The following is an 18577-nucleotide window of genomic DNA, read 5'->3' as shown; positions in this document are numbered from 1 at the left end:
CGGCCCGGGCGGGCCATGTGGGCGCGGCGGGGCGTTGTTTGGCGTTAAACCGCGGGTGGGGGGGGTGCGTTCACGCACCGCCCCCTCCAAGTGGACTTTCCTCAGGCGCCGTTCGTCCGGCCGGCGGTGGGGACGTTCCCCGCGTCCTGGGGGTTGATCTCGCGCAGCATGCAGGTCAGGCGCGCGGAGCAGACCCGCCTGCCCTCCTCGTCGGTGATGACGATCTCGTACGTGGCGGTGGACCGCCCGCGGTGCACCGGGGTCGCGACGCCGGTCACCAGGCCGCTGCGGGCGCCGCGGTGGTGGGTGCAGTTCAGGTCGACGCCGACGGCGATCTTCGAGACCCCGCCGTGCAGCATCGAGCCGATGGAACCCAGCGTCTCGGCGAGCACCGCCGAGGCGCCGCCGTGCAGCAGGCCGTAGGGCTGGGTGTTCCCCTCCACCGGCATGGTGCCGACGACCCGCTCGGCCGACGCCTCCACGATCTGGACGCCCATCCGGTTCCCGAGGTGTCCGGCGGAGAAGAGCGCCGGGAGGTCGACGCCCAGCGCCGCGTACTCGTCGATGACCTCCTGCGGGAACTTCACATGCTGCTGTTCACCCATGGTCCGGCTCCGTTCGTCCGCGTACGGCTGCTGATCGCGTGGTCGCGCCGCGTGGTACCGCGGCGCCGCCTGAGCAAACGCTTAGGCGGAAGGAGATTGTTCCAGACGGACGACGACGGACTTGCTCGCGGGGGTGTTGCTGACGTCGGCCGTCGACTCCAGCGGCACCAGCACGTTCGTCTCCGGGTAGTACGCCGCCGCGCACCCACGCGGCGTCGGGTAGTGCACCACCCGGAAGCCGGGCGCCCGCCGCTCCGTGCCGTCGGTCCACTCGCTCACCAGATCCGTGTACGCCCCGTCCGCGAGGCCGAACGCCGCCGCGTCCTCGGGATGCACCAGGACGACCCGGCGGCCGCCCTTGATGCCCCGGTAGCGGTCGTCCAGACCGTAGATCGTGGTGTTGTACTGGTCGTGGGAGCGCAGCGTCTGCAGCAACAGCCGGCCCTCCGGCACCCGCGGGTACTCGACCGGCGCGGCCGTGAAGTTCGCCTTGCCCGTGGCCGTCGGGAAGCGGCGCTCGTCGCGCGGGGCGTGCGGCAGCGCGAAACCGCCGGGGTTCGCCGCGAGCCGGGCGTTGAAGTCCTCGAAACCGGGCACCACGCGCGCGATGCGGTCACGGATCGTGGCGTAGTCGGCCTCGAAGTCCTCCCACGGCGTGGCGGACCCGTCGCCGAGGACGGCCCGCGCCATCCGGGCCACGATCGCCGGCTCGGACAGCAGGTGCGGACTCGCCGGCGGCAGGTTGCCCCGGGAGGCGTGCACCAGGCTCATCGAGTCCTCGACCGTGACGATCTGGCGCCCGCCCCGCTGCACGTCCCGGTCGGTGCGGCCGAGCGTGGGCAGGATCAGCGCGCGCCGGCCCGTCACCGCGTGTGAGCGGTTCAGCTTCGTCGACACGTGGACGGTCAGCCGCGCGTTGCGCATCGCCGCCTCCGTGACCTCCGTGTCGGGCGTCGCCCCCACGAAGTTGCCGCCCATCGCGAAGAACACCTTCGCCTCGCCGTCGCGCAGCGCCTGGATCGACCGGACCACGTCGAAGCCGTGGTGGCGCGGCGAGACGATCCCGAACTCCTTGTCGAGGGCGTCGAGGAAGGCGGCCGCGGGGCGCTCGAAGATGCCCATCGTCCGGTCGCCCTGCACGTTCGAGTGGCCGCGCACCGGGCACACGCCCGCGCCCGGCCGCCCGATGTTGCCGCGCAGCAGCAGGAAGTTGACCACCTCGCGGATGGTCGGCACCGCGTGCTTGTGCTGGGTGAGGCCCATCGCCCAGCAGACGATCGTCCGCTCCGAGGCGAGCACCATCTCCAGGGCCCGCTCGATCTCCGTGCGGCCGAGGCCGGTGGCGGCGAGCGTCTCGTCCCAGTCGGCCGCCCGGGCCGCCGCGGCGAACTCCTCGTAACCGTGCGTGTGCTCCCGTACGAACTCCTCGTCGACCGCCCCGGACGTCTCCAGGACCAGCTTGTTCAGGAGCCGGAAGAGCGCCTGGTCGCCGCCGATCCGGATCTGGAGGAAGAGGTCGGTGAGCGCCGCTCCCCGGAGCATGCCCTGCGGGGTCTGCGGGTTCTTGAACCGCTCCAGGCCCGCCTCCGGCAGCGGGTTCACCGAGATGATCCGCGCCCCCGCCGCCTTGGCCTTCTCCAGCGCCGACAGCATGCGCGGATGGTTGGTCCCCGGGTTCTGGCCGGCCACGATGATCAGGTCGGCCCGGTGCAGGTCCTCCAGGGAGACGCTGCCCTTGCCTATCCCGATGGTCTCGGTGAGCGCCGAGCCCGAGGACTCGTGGCACATGTTGGAGCAGTCCGGCAGGTTGTTCGTGCCGAACTCGCGCGCGAAGAGCTGGAGCAGGAACGCGGCCTCGTTGCTGGTCCGCCCCGAGGTGTAGAAGAGCGCCTCGTCGGGGGAGGCCAGGGCCCGGAGCTCCTCCGCGATGATCGCGAAGGCCCGCTCCCAGGTCACCGGCTCGTACCGGTCGCCGCCCTCCGGCAGCAGCATCGGCTCGGTGATGCGGCCCTGCTGCCCCAGCCAGTAGCCGCTGCGGGTCGCCAGGTCGGCGACCGGGTGCGCGGCGAGGAACTCCGGGGTCACGCGGCGCAGCGTCGCCTCCTCGGCGACCGCCTTCGCGCCGTTCTCGCAGAACTCCGCGACGTGCCGCTTGTCCTCCTCCGGCCACGCGCAGCCCGGACAGTCGAAGCCGTCCTTCTGGTTGACCTTGAGCAGGGTCCGCGCCGTGCGGCGCAGCCCCATCTGCTCCTGCGCGATCCGCAGGGTGTGCCCGATGGCGGGCAGGCCGGCTGCGGCGTGCTGCGGCGGCGTGACCTGCGGTGCGTCCTGAACCGGGTCACCGGCCGGCGGCTTGCTGACCATCGCGCTCTCCCTTGAGCGGTAATCCTGTGGCGTACGTGTTCGATCCTGTCACGGACCGGCCGGGACCCGGCGGGCCGGGCGGCGGGGCGCCGCCGCGGACCCGCGGGGTCGGCGGGCGGGGTGGCGCGGCAGGAGCGGGCGACCGGGAATGTCAGTGGGCCGTGGGAGGATCGTTCCGTGGCCGAGACAGCATCGAAGAAGACCGAGAAGACCGAAGCGGACCGCCCGCGACTCCTCCTCATGGACGGGCACTCCCTGGCGTACCGCGCGTTCTTCGCGCTGCCCGCGGAGAACTTCACCACCGCGACCGGGCAGCCGACGAACGCCATCTACGGGTTCGCCTCGATGCTGGCGAACACCCTGCGCGACGAGGCGCCCACGCACTTCGCCGTGGCGTTCGACGTGTCCCGCAAGACCTGGCGGTCCGAGGAGTTCCCCGAGTACAAGGCGAACCGTTCCAAGACCCCCGACGAGTTCAAGGGGCAGGTCGAGCTGATCGGCGAGCTCCTCGACGCCATGCACGCCCCGCGCTTCGCGGTCGACGGCTTCGAGGCCGACGACGTCATCGCGACCCTCGCCACCCAGGCCGAGGCCGAGGGCTTCGAGGTCCTGATCGTCACCGGCGACCGCGACTCCTTCCAGCTGGTCACCGACCACACCACCGTGCTCTACCCGACCAAGGGCGTCTCCGAGCTCACCCGCTTCACCCCGGAGAAGGTCCAGGAGAAGTACGGCCTGACCCCCTCGCAGTACCCCGACTTCGCGGCCCTGCGCGGCGACCCGTCCGACAACCTCCCCGGCATCCCGGGCGTCGGCGAGAAGACCGCCGCCAAGTGGATCAACCAGTTCGGCTCCTTCGCCGAGCTCGTCGAGCGCGCCGAGGAGGTCAAGGGCAAGGCCGGCCAGAACTTCCGCGACCACCTGGACTCCGTCCGGCTCAACCGCCGCCTGACCGAGATGGTCCGGGACGTCGAGCTGCCGAAGACGGTGACGGACCTCGCCCGCGAGCCGTACGACCGCACGGCCGTCGCCCTCGTCCTCGACACCCTGGAGATCCGCAACCCCTCGCTGCGCGAGCGGCTCCTCGCCGTCGATCCCGGCGCCGCCGAGGAGGCCGCCCCGGCGCCCGCCGCGGGCGTCGAGCTCGACGGCACGGTCCTCGGCGCGGGCGAGCTCGCCCCCTGGCTCGCCGAGCACGGCACCGAGCCGCTCGGCATCGCCACCGTCGACAGCTGGGCCCTCGGCACGGGGAACGTCTCCGAGATCGCCCTCGCCGCCGCCGGAGGCGCCGCCGCCTGGTTCGAGCCCAGCGCGCTGGACGAGGCCGACGAGCGGGCCTGGGCCGAGTGGATCTCCGATCCCGCCCGCCCCAAGGTCATGCACAACGCCAAGGGCGCCATGCGGGTCTTCCCCGAGCACGGTTGGAGCGTCGCCGGCGTCACCATGGACACCGCCCTCGCCGCCTACCTGGTGAAGCCCGGCCGGCGCTCCTTCGCGCTCGACGCGCTCTCCGTCGAGTACCTGGGCCGCGAGCTAGCCCCGGCCGCCGCCGCCGACGGGCAGCTCGCCTTCGGCGCCGACGACACCGCCGAGGCCGAGGCCCTCATGACCCAGGCGCGGGCCGTCCTCGACCTCGGCGACGCCTTCGACGAGCGGCTCGGCGAGGTGGGTGCCCGCGAGCTCCTGCACGACGTCGAACTGCCCACCTCCGCTCTCCTGGCCCGCCTGGAGCGGCACGGCATCGCCGCCGACCGCGACCACCTGGAGGCGATGGAGCAGCAGTTCGCCGGCGCCGTGCAGCAGGCCGTGAAGGAGGCGCACGCCTCCGTCGGCCACGAGTTCAACCTCGGCTCGCCCAAGCAGCTCCAGGAGGTCTTCTTCGGTGAGCTCAACCTGCCGAAGACCAAGAAGACCAAGACCGGTTACACCACGGACGCCGACGCGCTCGCCTGGCTGGCCGGCCAGACCGAGCACGAACTGCCCGTGATCATGCTCCGCCACCGCGAGCAGGCCCGGCTGCGCTCCACCGTCGAGGGCCTGATCAAGACGGTCGCGGCCGACGGCCGGATCCACACCACCTTCAGCCAGACCGTCGCCGCCACCGGCCGGCTCTCCTCCACCGACCCCAACCTGCAGAACGTGCCGGTGCGCACCGACGAGGGACGGGCCATCCGGCACGGCTTCGTCGTCGGCGAGGGCTTCGAGGCGCTCATGACCGCCGACTACAGCCAGATCGAGCTGCGCGTCATGGCCCACCTCTCCGAGGACGAGGGGCTCATCGAGGCGTTCGCCTCCGGCGAGGACCTCCACACCACCGTCGCCTCCCAGGTCTTCGCCGTCGAGCGGTCCGCCGTCGACGCCGAGATGCGCCGCAAGATCAAGGCCATGTCGTACGGCCTGGCCTACGGCCTCTCCGCCTTCGGACTCTCCCAGCAGCTGAGCATCGACCCGGGCGAGGCCCGCGGACTGATGGACACCTACTTCGAGCGCTTCGGCGGGGTGCGGGAGTACCTCCACCGCGTCGTCGACGAGGCCCGCGCCACCGGGTACACGCAGACGATGCTCGGCCGCCGCCGCTACCTGCCCGACCTCAACAGCGACAACCGGCAGCGTCGCGAGGCGGCGGAGCGGATGGCGCTCAACGCGCCGATCCAGGGCACCGCGGCCGACATCGTGAAGGTCGCCATGCTCAACGTCGACCGGGCGCTGACCGAGGCCGGCCTCTCCTCCCGGATGCTCCTCCAGGTCCACGACGAAATCGTGCTCGAACTCGCCCCGGGCGAGCGCGAGCAGGTCGAGGCACTGGTCCGCGAGCAGATGTCGGCCGCCGCCGACCTGCGCGCCCCGCTGGACGTCTCGGTCGGCGTCGGCCACGACTGGGACTCGGCCGCCCACTGATCCCCACCGCTCCGGACGCGCCGCCCCTCCCGCGGGGGCGGCGCACCGGCGGGAGGGACGGCCCGGGGCTCTGTTCAGGCCGCAGGCTCAGCGGGGCCCCGGACGGGAGTGCTCCGCGGGCCGCGCCGGGGCCGTGGAGTCCTCCGCGGGAGACGCCGGGGCCTTCGGCGTCGTCGCGGGGGCGGTCGCCCGTCCCCGCAGCCGCACCCCCGCCCCGTACAGCACGAGCCCGACGGCGAGCCCCGCGCCGGCCCCGAAACAGGCCGTCGGAATGACGTCGAGGGGCGTCTCGATCCGGTCCCAACCCCAGTACGCGGCCCAGCGCAGCACCCGGTGGGCGATCCCGGCGAGGACGCAGCCGCCGATCAGCCCGACCGCGACCAACCGCCCGCGCCGGCCCGGGACCGCCACCCCGACCGGCAGCTCCGCGCCGGGGCCCGCGGTGCGCAGCGCCCGCGCCGTGAACCAGCCCAGCAGCCCCAGCGCCAGCGCCGAACCCCCGTACTGCGCGTACAGGTAGACGGGGAAGCCGGCCACGATCTCGCCGAGGAAGGGGATCGCCCGGGTGCCCCAGCGGTCGAGATGGGTGAAGGAGTCCCACACCACGTGCGTCGTGGAGCCGATGACCGCGGAGACGAAGAACCAGCCGGCCAGCGCCGCCGTCGGCCGTCCGCCCCACGGCCGGCCCCGCAGCAGCCCGTACACCCGCCCCCGCAGGCGGTCGGGCAGCAGCGCCGCCAGCGGCTCGCGCACGGTCAGCCACAGACCCACGAGCGCGGCGGTGATGAGCACGTCGGCCGTGACGATCCCGACGGGGGAGTGGGTGACGTCGCCGAGGACCATCGCCCCGGGGACGGCGGTGGCGGCGAAGTAGGTCATGTCGGGAGCGAAGGAGCCCGCGACGAGCGCGGAGGCGATCAGCGGTCCGCGCGCGGTCCCGTTCCGGCGCAGCCCGGGGAGCACGGCGGCGGCATGACTCAGCGTGAACGGCAACGGGAGGTCCCCTCGGTTCCGGTGGTGAGGGCCGTGGTGCAGGAGCGGCCGCAGTGCAAGAGGGCACCGGACCACCGGTCGGTTCCCGTCCTCCTCCGGACCGGACCGAAGAGCCTCCGTTCGGAAGACGGACCAGAGGTGTCGAAACCGTGAAACCCGGTCAGACGCCGGTGTTCGGCGGTCCGGAGTTGGCATAGGGTCGCCCAGGGGCACGCGCGGGGAGCGTGGGGCCGGAGTCGACGGGGAGGGGACCACGGGTATGGCAGCGCACATCGGCCACCGGCTGCGCAAGGGGGCCACCAGCGGTGTGGTGGTGGCCGCGGCGGTCGCCGCACTCGCGGCCTCGCAGGCACCGGAGGTCGTGCCGCCGCCCACGGACAACACCGGCGGGGACCGCGCCATCGGAGCCGGTGAGACCACGCCGCCGTCCGGCGACGGCTCCGCGACCGGCGACTCCCCCTACTTCACCGAACTGCCGCCGCTGAACACCCCGAACAAGCCCGGGGCGAGCACCAACCTGCCGGTGATCACCGGCCCCGCCGAGGCCGGCATACCCGCGTCCGTACTCGCTGCGTACAAGCGGGCGGAGCAGTCGATCCGCTCGACGAACGCCGGCTGCAACCTGCCCTGGCAGCTGCTCGCCGGCATCGGCAAGGTCGAGTCCGGACAGGCGCGCGGCGGCCGGGTCGACGCCAACGGCACGACCCTCTCGCCGATCCTCGGCCCCGTCCTCAACGGCGTCGGCTTCGCCGACATCTCCGACACCGACGACGGCGCCTACGACGGCGACAAGGTCCACGACCGTGCCGTCGGCCCGATGCAGTTCATCCCGTCGACCTGGGCGACCTGGGGCCAGGACGCCAACAGCGACGGCAAGAAGGACCCCAACAACATCTACGACGCGGCGCAGGCCGCCGGCCTCTACCTCTGCGCGAACGACCGCAACCTCGCGCTCAAGGCCGATCTCGACCGGGCGATCCTCAGCTACAACCGCTCGACGGAGTACCTGAACCTGGTCATGTCCTGGGTCACGTACTACCAGCGCGGCACCCACCAGATCCCGGACGGCACGGGTGTGCTCCCGGTCGACCGCAGCGACGACCCCGGCCGGGGCAACCTTCCCACCGGGCCGTTCTCGCCCGCCCCGACGACCCCCGCCCCGACGCCCGGCACCTCCACGCCGACGCCGAAGCCCACGCCGTCCAAGACGCGCCCCGGCACGGTCACGCCGCCGACCGTTCCGACGAAGCCCCCGGTCACCCCGCCCGTCGTCACCCCGGCCGGCAAGGTCACGCGGCTCTCGATCGTGGCCAACGGGAAGCTCACCACCACGACCGGCAGCGACTTCACGGGAGCGCCCCGCGTCGCGGCGCTCGACGCCACGGGTGCCCCGGTCGCCGGGGTCGCCGTCCGCTTCGAGATCGCCGGGACCACCGACTCCCGCTTCGCCGGCGGCACGACGAGCGTCACCGTCACCACGAGCTCGTCCGGCCTCGCCACCGCTCCCGCCCTCCGGGCCGGGGACCGGACGGGCACGTTCACCGTGCGCGCCACCGTCGTGGGCCGCGCCCTGGCCGCCGACTTCGCCGCGACCGTCACGGAGCGCCTCGCCGACACCCTCACCCGCGTCGGCGAGGAGGCCCTGACGGCCGTCACCGGTGCCGACTTCGCGCAGAAGATCCAGGTGAAGGCCACCGACAAGGGTGCACTCGCCCCCGGCGTGCGCGTCACCGCGGTGATCGTCACCTCGAAGACGGACCCCCAGGAGAGCGCCGAGGGCCCGTACTTCAAGCAGGGGGACAAGGTCGTCCGCACCGTCACGCTGACCACCGGCGTCGACGGCCTGCTCACCCTCGACGCCGGCACGCTGTTCGCCGGCGACAAGGCGGGCCCCTTCTTCCTGCGGCTGACCACGCCGGGCGGCGGCAGCGTCTTCGTCGACCTCACGGTCACGGCGCCCGCGACCCCCGAGCCGACGCCGGAGCCGACCCCCTCCGCCACCGGATCGCCCGAGGCCACCCCCTCGCCCACGGCCTGACCGCCCGCGACTCCCCGGCCGCGCCGCCCCTCCGTCCCCACCGGACGGCCGGGCGGCGCTCCGCGTTACCCGGGTGCAACGTGTTCTCATCTCGCGGTCGCGTTGCTACGGTGCCACCGCCCTGACGACGCATCAGATCGCACCCCGGGAGGCCGACCATGCGTGCCCTCGTCGCCGCCGCCATCGGACTCGCCCCAGTCCTCCTCTTCGTCCTGCTGGTCTCCCTGGTCGATCTGCCGCCCGACGGCCCCACCTCGCCCAAGCCGCTGCTCACCGCCGACCCCGGCCCCAAGAAGTAGAGGGGGCGACCGTGCGCCGCCGAGCCAGCCTCGTCCTGCTCGCCCTCGCCGTCTTCTGCGCCGCGATGGCCCCGGTCCTGCGCTGGTACGCCTTCCCCCGCCTGGCCAAGATCCCGCCGAACCAGTACCAGGAGACCGTGCTGGAGGCCCGGCCCGCGACCCTCCTCAACTACGCCACCCTGCAGGCCGAGAAGGTCGACAGGATCACGATCGTCCAGACCCTCAAGGGCAACGTGGAGGAGTCGCGGCGGATCGAACGCGACGCCGGGCGCGACGTCGTCGTCTGGGACTCCCTCTCCTACGTCATGGGCCCCGACGGCAAGATGGTGTCCCGGATCCCCGAGCGGTACATCTTCGACGCCCACACCCAGGCCCCCGTCCATGCCACCGGCGAGATGGTCGACGGCGACCCGGTCCGGCGCGAGGGCATCGAGTTCAAGTGGCCCTTCCTCACCGAGAAGCGGGACTACCAGTACTTCGACGCCCAGACCCGCACCTCCGCCCCCATCCACTACAAGGGCACCCGCACCTTCCGCGGCATGGAGGTCTACTACTTCGAGCAGACCATCCCCTGGACCAAGGTGCCCATGCCCAAGACCATGCCGGTCAAGGGCATCACCCCGAAGATCCTCGCCGACTCGGGCCTCACCCGTTGGTACACGACCAAGCGCATGTTCTGGATCGAGCCGGTCACCGGCGCCCCCGTCAACGGCGAGGAGATCCACAAGGAGGAGCTCCGCAACGCCAAGGCGCTGATGGGCCGGGACACCCTCACCGTCTTCGAGGGCCACGTGAAGATGCGCGAGGACTACATCGAGAGCATCGGAGAGCTGGTCTCCTCCAACCGCCTCACCGTGCTCCTGCTCGTCTCCTACGTCCCCTGGAGCCTCACCGCCCTCGCCCTCGTCCTCCTCGGCCTCGCCCTCTGGCTGGAGGCCCGCTCCCGCCGCACCGCCCCGCAGCCCCCCGCCGCCCTGGCCACCCCTCCCGTCTGACGTGGTCACCCCTCCCGTCTGACGTGGTCACCCCTCCCGTCTGAGCCGGGCGCTCGTGTGCCGGGTCGGCTCCGCACCCGACGGGTCCTCCGGCCACGGGTGCTTCGGATACCGGCCCCGCAGCTCGGCCCGCACCGCCCGGTAGCCGTCCCGCCAGAACGACGCCAGGTCCGCGGTCACGGCCGCCGGCCGACCGGCGGGGGAGAGGAGGTGCACCAGCACCGGCACGCCCGCCACCCGGGGTGTCTCGGCCAGACCGAACATCTCCTGGAGCTTCACCGCCAGCACCGGCCGCTCGCCCCCGTAGTCGACCCGGATCCGCGAACCGCTCGGCACCTCGATCCGCTCCGGCGCCAGCTCGTCCAGCCGGACCGCCTCGCCCGACGCCCACGGCAGCAGCCGCCGCAACGCCTCACCTGCGTCGATCCGCCCCAGATCGGCGCGGCGCACCGCCCGCGACAGCTCCGGCTCCAGCCACTCGTCGGCCCGCTCGACCAGCGGCCCGTCGGCCACGTCCGGCCAGGGGTCGCCCAGCTCACGGTGGAGGAACGCGAGCCGCTCGCGCAGCTCCCCGGCCTCCCTGCCCCACCGCAGCAGCCCCGGCCCCTCACGCCGCAGACCGTCCAGCAGCGCCTCGCGCACGAGCTCCGGCGCGGCACCGGCCCCCAGCGGCCGGACGGTCAGCTCGACGGCGCCCAGCCGGTCCACCGAACGCGCCACCACGTCCCCGTCCTCCCAGCGGACCTCCTCGCCGGTGGACCGCAGCCCCGCGGCCGCCCGCCGGGCCACCGACTCGTCCACCACGGCCGCGAGCCGGACCCGCGCCGTCGCGTCCCGCGCCGTCCGGTCCGCCACCGCCACGGCCAGCCACGGCGTCGACCGCAGCGCCGAGCCCTCGGCGAGCCGCGCCCCGCCGCCCGACACCATCAGATAGCCGCCCTGCTCCCGCGCCCGCGCGATCCGCTCGGGGAAGGCCAGCGCCGTCACCACTCCGGCCACCGCGTCCTCGCCGCCCCCGACGGCCTCGCTCCTCCCCTCGGCCCGCGCGCCGCCGCCGCTCGCGCCTCCCGTCGCGCCGCCCGCCTCGCCCGCCGACCGTTCCAGACGGCGCGCCTCCGCCTTCCACCGGGCCCCGTACCCGTCGGCGCCCCGGCGGGCCGCGCGCCAGGCCGCCGCCAGATCGTCCCCGTAGTCGCGCGGCGGCTCCTCGCTGAGCAGCGCCACCACCTCCGCCGCCCGGCGCACCCCGACCTCGGCGGCGCCGTCCAGCAGGGCGCGGCCCAGCCGGGGGTGGAGCCCCAGCCGGGACAGCCGGACGCCCCGCTCGGTGGCCCGGCCGGCCGCGTCCACCGCCCCGATCGACTCCAGGACCGCCCGGGCCGCTGCCATCGCCCCAGCGGGCGGCGCGTCGAGCAGGGCGAGCCCCGTCGCCGCCGGGTCGCCCCAGCAGGCGGCCCGCAGGGCGAAGTCCGCCAGGTCGGCGATCCTGATCTCGGGCGACGGGAACCGGGCCCGGCTCCCGTCCTCCGCCTCGGACCAGCAGCGGTACACCACGCCGAACGCCTCACGGCCCGAGCGACCGGCCCGCTGCGTCGCCGCTGCCGTCGACACCGGCACCGTCGCCAGGGAGCCGAGCCCCCGCGCGTGGTCCGTCCGCGGCTCCCGCGCCAGGCCCGCGTCCACGACGACCCGCACCCCGGGCACCGTCAGACTGGACTCCGCCACGGACGTGGAGAGCACCACCCGCCGCCGTCCGCCGGGCTCGGTGCCCCGCAGCACCGCGTCCTGCACCGCCGCGGGGGCCCGGCCGTGCAGCTGGAGCACCTCGGCGTCCAGACCGGCGAGCAGCCCGGCCGTCCGCGCGATCTCCCCGGTGCCCGGAAGGAAGCAGAGGACGTCACCCTGGTGCCGCTCCAGGGCCTCCCGCACCGTGGCCGCCACATGGCGCAGCAGCGCCGGGTCCACCCACGTGCCGTGCGCGGGCCTGATCCCGGCGGGAGGAGCGGCGAACCGGACCTCGTACCCGTGTCCTTCGCCCTCGCTCCACACGATCGGCGCCGGCTCCCCGCCCTCCGCGGCCGTGAGCAGCCGCGACCACGCCTCGGCGTCACCGGTCGCCGAGGCCGCGATCAGCCTCAGTTCCGGCCGCAGCGTCGCCCGCACGTCCACGAGGAAGGCCATCGCGGTGTCGGCGTCCAGATGCCGTTCATGGCACTCGTCGAGCAGGACCACGTCCACGCCCGCCAGCTCCGGATCGCGCTGGAGACGCTGGAGCAGGATGCCGGTGGTGACCACCTCGATCCGGGTCGCCGGCCCGGTCCGCCGCTCGCCGCGCACCGAGAAGCCGACCGCGCCGCCGACCTCCTCGCCGAGCAGCCACGCCATCCGCCGGGCCGCGGCCCGCACCGCCATCCGGCGCGGCTCCGCCACCAACACCCGGCGCCCCGGTCCGTCCCCGGTGAGTCCGGCCAGCGCCAGGGGCACCAGCGTCGTCTTGCCGGTGCCCGGCGGAGCCGAGAGCACCGCCGAGCCGCGCTCCTCGAGCGCGGCGAGCAGCTCGGGGAGGGCATGGCGGACGGGGAGGCGTTCGAGTGCGTCGTATCGGATCACGCGTTCAGTCTCGTACGCGGAGGAGACGAGGCGGGTCCCGCTGTCCACAGGGCCCACCCGCTCATACGACTCGTACGACTGATGTGACGAACGGCGTCTCTCCCCCTCCTCCCGCTCCTCCTCCTCTTACTCCGCGCGCTCGCACACGAAGATCGCCGTGCCGGGGATCAGGTTCCCCCGCAGCGGGGACCAGCCGCCCCACTCCTGGGCGTTCCAGGCGGGCCACTCCGGCTCGACCAGGTCCACCAGCCGGAACCCGCCGGCCACCACGTCCCGCACCCGGTCCCCGATCGTCCGGTGGTGCTCCACGTACACGGCCCGGCCCTGCTCGTCCTGCTCGACGTAGGGCGTGCGGTCGAAGTAGGACGCCGCCACCGAGAGGCCCTCCGGCCCGGGCTCGTCCGGGAACGCCCAGCGGATCGGGTGCGTCACCGAGAAGACCCAGCGGCCGCCGGGCCGCAGCACCCGCCGTACCTCGCGGAAGACCCGTACGGGATCGGCCACGAAGGGCACCGCGCCGTAGGCGGAGCAGGCCAGGTCGAAGGAGCCGTCCCGGAAGGGCAGCGCCCCGGCGTCGGCCTCCACCAGCGGTACCTCGCCCCCGATCCGCAGCGCGTGCTGGAGCTGACGGTGGGAGAGGTCGAGCGCCACCGGCCGCGCCCCCTGCTCGGCCAGCCAGCGGGAGCACTGCGCCGCGCCCGCGCCGATCTCCAGCACGTCCAGGCCCTTCAGCGAGGCGGCCGGCCCCAGGAGCGCGGCCTCGGCCTCGTCGAGCCCCTCGGGACCCCACACGAAGCGGTCGTCGCCGAGGAAGGAGCCGTGGTCGCTCTGGTACTCGTCGGCGTTCCGGTCCCACCATCCGCGGCTGGCACGGCTGCTCTCCGCGTCCCCCGCGTCACGCCGGGTCGCCTCCGCCTCGTCCTCGCCGGCGTCGCCCGCGTCTTCGTGTTCGTACTCTTGGTTCATCTCGCCCGCCGATGTAGTTTGCGCTCAGTGCCGCGGCGGCGGAGGCCGCCGATGCGGCGTGGGAGGCATGAGTAGTGCCGGAATTGCGTTGTTCTGCCCCGGGTGCGCGCTTCGCGCATTGACCCTGTCCGGCTGCCCCCGTATGCTAAAGGTTGCGCTGCGGGCCTGCGCGCCTCAGACGGAGCAGGCCGCGCTCGTACCTGTTGTATGTCCCCTCGGTTTTCGAGGCTTCCCCCGTTCGCGGGCGGGTGCCTCATTGGCTGTCCGGCTTCTTGGTGCGATACGGGCTCTCGGCGTAGCAGTACCTACGACTTTCTGTCCGTAACCGGAGCCCTTTCCCACATGACGAGCAGCACCGAGACCACCGCCACCAGCACCACCCCGCAGGTTGCGGTCAACGACATCGGTAACGAGGAAGCCTTCCTCGCCGCGATCGACGAGACGATCAAGTACTTCAACGACGGCGACATCGTCGACGGCGTCATCGTGAAGGTCGACCGGGACGAGGTCCTGCTCGACATCGGTTACAAGACCGAAGGTGTCATCCCGAGCCGCGAGCTCTCGATCAAGCACGACGTCGACCCGAACGAGGTCGTCAAGGTCGGCGACGAGATCGAGGCCCTGGTTCTCCAGAAGGAGGACAAGGAAGGCCGCCTGATCCTCTCGAAGAAGCGTGCCCAGTACGAGCGCGCCTGGGGCACCATCGAGAAGATCAAGGAAGAGGACGGCATCGTCACCGGTACCGTCATCGAGGTCGTCAAGGGTGGTCTCATCCTCGACATCGGCCTCCGTGGCTTCCTGCCGGCCTCCCTCGTCGAGATGCGTCGCGTCCGCGACCTCCAGCCCTACGTGGGCAAGGAGCTCGAGGCGAAGATCATCGAGCTGGACAAGAACCGCAACAACGTGGTCCTGTCCCGCCGCGCCTGGCTGGAGCAGACCCAGTCCGAGGTTCGCCAGACCTTCCTCACGACCCTCCAGAAGGGTCAGGTCCGCTCCGGCGTCGTGTCCTCGATCGTCAACTTCGGTGCCTTCGTGGACCTGGGTGGCGTCGACGGCCTCGTGCACGTCTCCGAGCTGTCCTGGAAGCACATCGACCACCCCTCCGAGGTTGTCGAGGTCGGCCAGGAGGTCACCGTCGAGGTTCTCGACGTGGACATGGACCGCGAGCGCGTCTCCCTGTCGCTGAAGGCGACGCAGGAGGACCCGTGGCAGCAGTTCGCCCGGACCCACCAGATCGGTCAGGTCGTCCCGGGTAAGGTCACCAAGCTGGTTCCGTTCGGTGCGTTCGTCCGCGTGGACGAGGGCATCGAGGGTCTGGTCCACATCTCCGAGCTGGCCGAGCGCCACGTGGAGATCCCGGAGCAGGTCGTCCAGGTCAACGACGAGATCTTCGTCAAGGTCATCGACATCGACCTCGAGCGTCGTCGCATCAGCCTCTCGCTGAAGCAGGCCAACGAGTCCTTCGGTGCCGACCCGGCCTCGGTCGAGTTCGACCCGACCCTGTACGGCATGGCCGCGTCCTACGACGACCAGGGCAACTACATCTACCCCGAGGGCTTCGACCCCGAGACCAACGACTGGCTCGAGGGCTTCGAGACCCAGCGCGAGGCGTGGGAGACCCAGTACGCCGAGGCGCAGGCTCGCTTCGAGCAGCACCAGGCTCAGGTCATCAAGTCCCGCGAGGCCGACGAGGCCGCCGCTGCCGAGGGCGCTGCCGCCCCGGCCGCCGGCAACGCCGGTGCGGGTATCTCGGGTGGTTCGTACTCCTCGGAGTCGGACGACAACTCCGGCGCCCTGGCGTCGGACGAGGCGCTCGCCGCCCTGCGCGAGAAGCTGGCCGGCGGCCAGAGCTGAACAGGCTCTCCGCTGAGCGCTAGCCGCTAGCGAAATCGAGGCCCGTTCCCCCTCGGGGGAGCGGGCCTCGGTCGTTCTCCGGCTCCGGGCCGCCGACTCCGTCAGGGCGTGACGGGGATGTTCGTCAGGCCGTTTCCGCCGGTCACCGTGTTCGAGGCGTACACCGTGGTCGTGCAGCTGCCGCTCTGGTTCGTCACGTTGATCGCGAGCCGCTGGGGGCCGGTGGCGCCCGTGAGGTTCGAGCGGTTGCCCCGGAAGACCGTGCCGCAGCCCCAGCCGCTCTGCTGGCTGTGGGTCTCGAAGCCGTTGTTGGTCGTGTTGACGCCGGTGTTGTCCTCCACGAGGGCGCCGTTGCCCTTCACGTCGACCCACGAGTCGTCGTAGTTGGCGCCGGTCAGCCCGCGCCCGTCGAAGGTGTTGCCGACGATCCGCGCCCCGGTGGTCCCCTCCTTGATGTCGACGCTCTCGCCGCCGACGTCCGGCCCGATGACGTTGTTCAGGATCTGCGCGTTGTCGCTCCGGTCCGTGAGGGTGTTGGCGGTGCCGACGTACACGCCCTCGCCCATGCCCCGGCCGTCGTTCCCGGTGTCGAAGATGCGTGAGTTCCGCAGGATGCCGTTCCGGCTGGAGTTGCGGAAGTGCACGCCCTCCATGTCCAGGTCGTGCACGGTCACGCCGTCGATGACCACGTCGTTCGCGGAGTCCGCCATGATCCCCTTCTGGCCGCCCGTCACGGTGATCCCCGCGACCGTCCAGTACGAGGCGCCGTTGAGGTGTAGCCCGTAGCCTCCGCCGGCCGTCAGCACCGCGCGCGAGGATCCGGTCAGGGTGATGCGGGCCGCCGCGGTGCCCGGGACGGTGGCCTTGAAGTTGCCGGTGTAGGTGCCGTCCGCGAGGTGGATCGTGTCGCCGGGGCGTGCCGCCGCGAGGGCCGTCTTGAGCTGGGCGGCGGTCGACACCTCGACCGTGGCCGCCGATGCCGGCGTGCTGACGAGGGGGACGGCCAGGAGGGCCGGCAGCAGGGGGAGGAACAGCGTTCGGGTGCGCATGGGATGCCTTCCGGACGGGAACGAGGGGGAGTTCCTGTATGTGCACGACGGTCGGGCTGCTGAACGCGACGCTGTCCCGAGACGGTAGGGAGCGGCTGTGGTCATGTCAAGGTCTGGACCAGTGGCCTCCCGGGGCTGCTCGCCGGGAACTCCGCCGGAAGATCGCCCGACGCGGGAATGGCCGTGCCGTACACGGCGTTCCCAGAGAGAACACGAGGAGGAGCGGTAATCGTGCTTGATCCCCAGGATTTGTACGAATGGGACGCGAAGGGCCTGGCCGTCGTCGACGTCGCCCTGGCGCAGGAGTCGGCCGGGCTGGTCATGCTGTACCACTTCGACGGCTACATCGACGCGGGCGAGACCGGTGAGCAGATCATCGACGGCCTGCTCGACACCCTTCCGCACCAGCTGGTGGCCCGCTTCGACCACGACCGGCTCGTGGACTACCGCGCGCGCCGCCCGCTGCTCACGTTCCGGCGCGATCGCTGGACCGCCTACGAGACGCCGTCCATCGAGGTCCGCCTCGTCCAGGACGCCACCGGCGCCCCCTTCCTCGTCCTCTCGGGCCCCGAGCCCGACGTGGAGTGGGAGCGGTTCGCCGCGGCCGTCGGCCAGGTCGTCGAGCGCCTCGGCGTCCGCCTCGCCGTCAACTTCCACGGCATCCCCATGGGCGTGCCGCACACCCGACCGGTCGGCCTCACCCCGCACGGCAACCGCACCGACCTCATGCCCGGACACCGCAGCCCCTTCGACGAGGCCCAGGTCCCCGGCAGCGCCGAGTCCCTGGTGGAGTACCGCCTCACCGAGGCCGGCCACGACACCCTCGGAGTCGCCGCGCACGTCCCGCACTACGTCGCCCGCTCCTCGTACCCCGACGCGGCCCTGACCGTCCTGGAGGCCGTCACCGCCGCCACCGGCCTCGTCCTGCCGGGCGTCGCCCACGCGCTGCGGACCGAGGCCCGCCGCACCCAGACCGAGATCGACCGCCAGATCGGGGAGGGCGACGAGGAGCTGGTCGCGCTCGTGCAGGGCCTTGAGCACCAGTACGACGCGGTGGCCGGCGCCGAGACCCGGGGCAGCCTGGTCGCCGAGCCGGTCGACCTGCCGTCCGCCGACGAGCTGGGCCGCGAGTTCGAGCGCTTCCTCGCCGAGCGGGAGGGCGACGCGTAGCCCTCCGCGGGCAGGCCCTAAGCTGCCGCTCATGCTGAAGGTGGGCCTGACCGGCGGGATCGGCGCCGGCAAGAGCGAAGTGTCGCGGCTGCTCGTCTCGTACGGAGCCGTGCTGATCGACGCGGACCGGATCGCCCGCGAGGTCGTCGAACCCGGGACCCCGGGGCTCGCGGCCGTCGTGGAGACCTTCGGGGACGGCGTCCTCACCGGGGAGGGGACGCTCGACCGGCCGAAGCTCGGCTCGATCGTCTTCGCCGACCCCGAGCGGCTCGCCGCCCTCAACGCGATCGTCCACCCCCTCGTCGGGGCCCGGTCGGCCGAGCTGGAGAGCCGGGCCGGATCCGGCGACGTCGTCGTCCACGACGTCCCGCTGCTCACCGAGAACGGCCTCGCCCCCCTCTACGACCTCGTCGTCGTCGTCGACGCCTCGCCCGAGACCCAGCTCGACCGGCTGGTACGGCTCCGGGGCATGGCCGAGCCCGAGGCCAGGGCCCGGATGGCAGCGCAGGCCACCCGCGAGAACCGGCTGGCCGTCGCCGACCTGGTGATCGACAACGACGGACCGCTGGACGCCCTGGAACCGCAGGTCCGGAAGGTCTGGGACGAGCTGGAACGCCGCGCCGAGACCCCCGCCCGGGACAGCTAGGGCCTGTCCTCGGGACCCTGCCGGGCTCGCGAGCACCGGTCCTGGCCGCGCCCCCGGCGGAATGCCGTCACCGGGTCCGGTGTTCAACCA

General features: G+C 72.8%; 13 protein-coding genes. 7 read left to right on the top strand and 6 right to left on the bottom strand.

Going from position 1 to position 18577, the window contains the following annotated elements; translation table 11 throughout:
- Positions 1-101: 101 nt before the first annotated feature.
- The gene (locus AB0424_RS04440; RefSeq protein ID WP_366302172.1) at positions 102-605 is read right to left on the bottom strand and encodes a hotdog fold thioesterase; all 504 of its coding nucleotides are present in this window, start codon (positions 603-605) and stop codon (positions 102-104) included.
- A gap of 81 nt (positions 606-686) precedes the next feature.
- Positions 687-2969, bottom strand: coding sequence for an FdhF/YdeP family oxidoreductase (locus tag AB0424_RS04435; RefSeq protein WP_366302170.1), 2283 nt, complete (start codon positions 2967-2969; stop codon positions 687-689).
- 177 nt (positions 2970-3146) lie between these two features.
- On the opposite strand from AB0424_RS04435, the gene polA reads away from it, so the two are divergent.
- The gene (gene polA / locus AB0424_RS04430) at positions 3147-5867 is read left to right on the top strand and encodes a DNA polymerase I (RefSeq protein WP_366302168.1); all 2721 of its coding nucleotides are present in this window, start codon (positions 3147-3149) and stop codon (positions 5865-5867) included.
- A gap of 87 nt (positions 5868-5954) precedes the next feature.
- On the opposite strand, the gene AB0424_RS04425 is transcribed toward polA, so the two are convergent.
- Positions 5955-6860 carry a DUF4184 family protein gene (locus tag AB0424_RS04425; protein ID WP_366302166.1) on the bottom strand — a complete coding sequence of 302 codons (906 nt, stop codon included), beginning with the start codon at positions 6858-6860 and terminating at the stop codon, positions 5955-5957.
- Positions 6861-7119: 259 nt separating this feature from the next.
- Here AB0424_RS04425 and AB0424_RS04420 point away from each other — a divergent pair, with 259 nt between their 5' ends.
- From AB0424_RS04420 to AB0424_RS04410, 3 genes are all read left to right on the top strand, one after another.
- On the top strand, positions 7120-8898 hold the full coding sequence (locus tag AB0424_RS04420) for a lytic transglycosylase domain-containing protein (RefSeq protein ID WP_366302164.1): 1779 nt from the start codon (positions 7120-7122) through the stop codon (positions 8896-8898).
- A gap of 158 nt (positions 8899-9056) precedes the next feature.
- On the top strand, positions 9057-9197 hold the full coding sequence (locus AB0424_RS04415) for an SPW_0924 family protein (protein WP_366302162.1): 141 nt from the start codon (positions 9057-9059) through the stop codon (positions 9195-9197).
- Positions 9198-9208: 11 nt separating this feature from the next.
- Positions 9209-10192, top strand: coding sequence for a DUF3068 domain-containing protein (locus tag AB0424_RS04410; RefSeq protein WP_366302160.1), 984 nt, complete (start codon positions 9209-9211; stop codon positions 10190-10192).
- 27 nt (positions 10193-10219) lie between these two features.
- On the opposite strand, the gene hrpB is transcribed toward AB0424_RS04410, so the two are convergent.
- Together hrpB and AB0424_RS04400 are read right to left on the bottom strand one after the other, a co-directional pair.
- Positions 10220-12802, bottom strand: a complete 2583-nt coding sequence (gene hrpB, locus AB0424_RS04405) for an ATP-dependent helicase HrpB (protein WP_366302158.1) — start codon at positions 12800-12802, stop codon at positions 10220-10222.
- Positions 12803-12928: 126 nt separating this feature from the next.
- Entirely contained in the window at positions 12929-13768 is an 840-nt protein-coding gene (locus AB0424_RS04400; RefSeq protein ID WP_366302156.1) for a methyltransferase domain-containing protein, read from the bottom strand.
- A gap of 342 nt (positions 13769-14110) precedes the next feature.
- Between AB0424_RS04400 and rpsA the strand changes: the two genes are divergently transcribed.
- Positions 14111-15622, top strand: coding sequence for a 30S ribosomal protein S1 (gene rpsA / locus AB0424_RS04395; RefSeq protein ID WP_015032828.1), 1512 nt, complete (start codon positions 14111-14113; stop codon positions 15620-15622).
- A gap of 101 nt (positions 15623-15723) precedes the next feature.
- Here the strand turns inward: rpsA and AB0424_RS04390 are convergent, their stop codons facing one another.
- Positions 15724-16671, bottom strand: a complete 948-nt coding sequence (locus AB0424_RS04390) for a right-handed parallel beta-helix repeat-containing protein (RefSeq protein ID WP_366302154.1) — start codon at positions 16669-16671, stop codon at positions 15724-15726.
- Positions 16672-16902: 231 nt separating this feature from the next.
- Between AB0424_RS04390 and AB0424_RS04385 the strand changes: the two genes are divergently transcribed.
- Positions 16903-17841, top strand: a complete 939-nt coding sequence (locus tag AB0424_RS04385; RefSeq protein ID WP_366302152.1) for a PAC2 family protein — start codon at positions 16903-16905, stop codon at positions 17839-17841.
- Positions 17842-17872: 31 nt separating this feature from the next.
- Positions 17873-18487 (top strand): dephospho-CoA kinase, encoded by a 615-nt coding sequence (gene coaE / locus AB0424_RS04380; RefSeq protein WP_366302150.1) that lies wholly within the window; start codon positions 17873-17875, stop codon positions 18485-18487.
- The last annotated feature ends 90 nt before the right edge of the window (positions 18488-18577 follow it).

Origin of the sequence: Streptomyces sp. NPDC051180 (assembly GCF_040689545.1) — a bacterium.
In the GTDB taxonomy this organism is placed as follows: domain Bacteria; phylum Actinomycetota; class Actinomycetes; order Streptomycetales; family Streptomycetaceae; genus Streptomyces.
The sequence above is the reverse complement of the archived record's forward strand: the minus strand, read 5'-3'. Positions and strand labels throughout refer to the sequence as shown.

Bases quoted from the DNA above. Each gene is read 5' to 3' on its own strand.
- AB0424_RS04390 (WP_366302154.1), bottom strand. From the start codon at position 16,671: ATGCGCACCCGAACGCTGTTCCTCCCCCTGCTGCCGGCCCTCCTGGCC.
- coaE (WP_366302150.1), top strand. From the start codon at position 17,873: ATGCTGAAGGTGGGCCTGACCGGCGGGATCGGCGCCGGCAAGAGCGAA.
- AB0424_RS04400 (WP_366302156.1), bottom strand. From the start codon at position 13,768: ATGAACCAAGAGTACGAACACGAAGACGCGGGCGACGCCGGCGAGGAC.
- AB0424_RS04440 (WP_366302172.1), bottom strand. From the start codon at position 605: ATGGGTGAACAGCAGCATGTGAAGTTCCCGCAGGAGGTCATCGACGAG.
- AB0424_RS04435 (WP_366302170.1), bottom strand. From the start codon at position 2,969: ATGGTCAGCAAGCCGCCGGCCGGTGACCCGGTTCAGGACGCACCGCAG.
- AB0424_RS04415 (WP_366302162.1), top strand. From the start codon at position 9,057: ATGCGTGCCCTCGTCGCCGCCGCCATCGGACTCGCCCCAGTCCTCCTC.
- AB0424_RS04420 (WP_366302164.1), top strand. From the start codon at position 7,120: ATGGCAGCGCACATCGGCCACCGGCTGCGCAAGGGGGCCACCAGCGGT.
- rpsA (WP_015032828.1), top strand. From the start codon at position 14,111: ATGACGAGCAGCACCGAGACCACCGCCACCAGCACCACCCCGCAGGTT.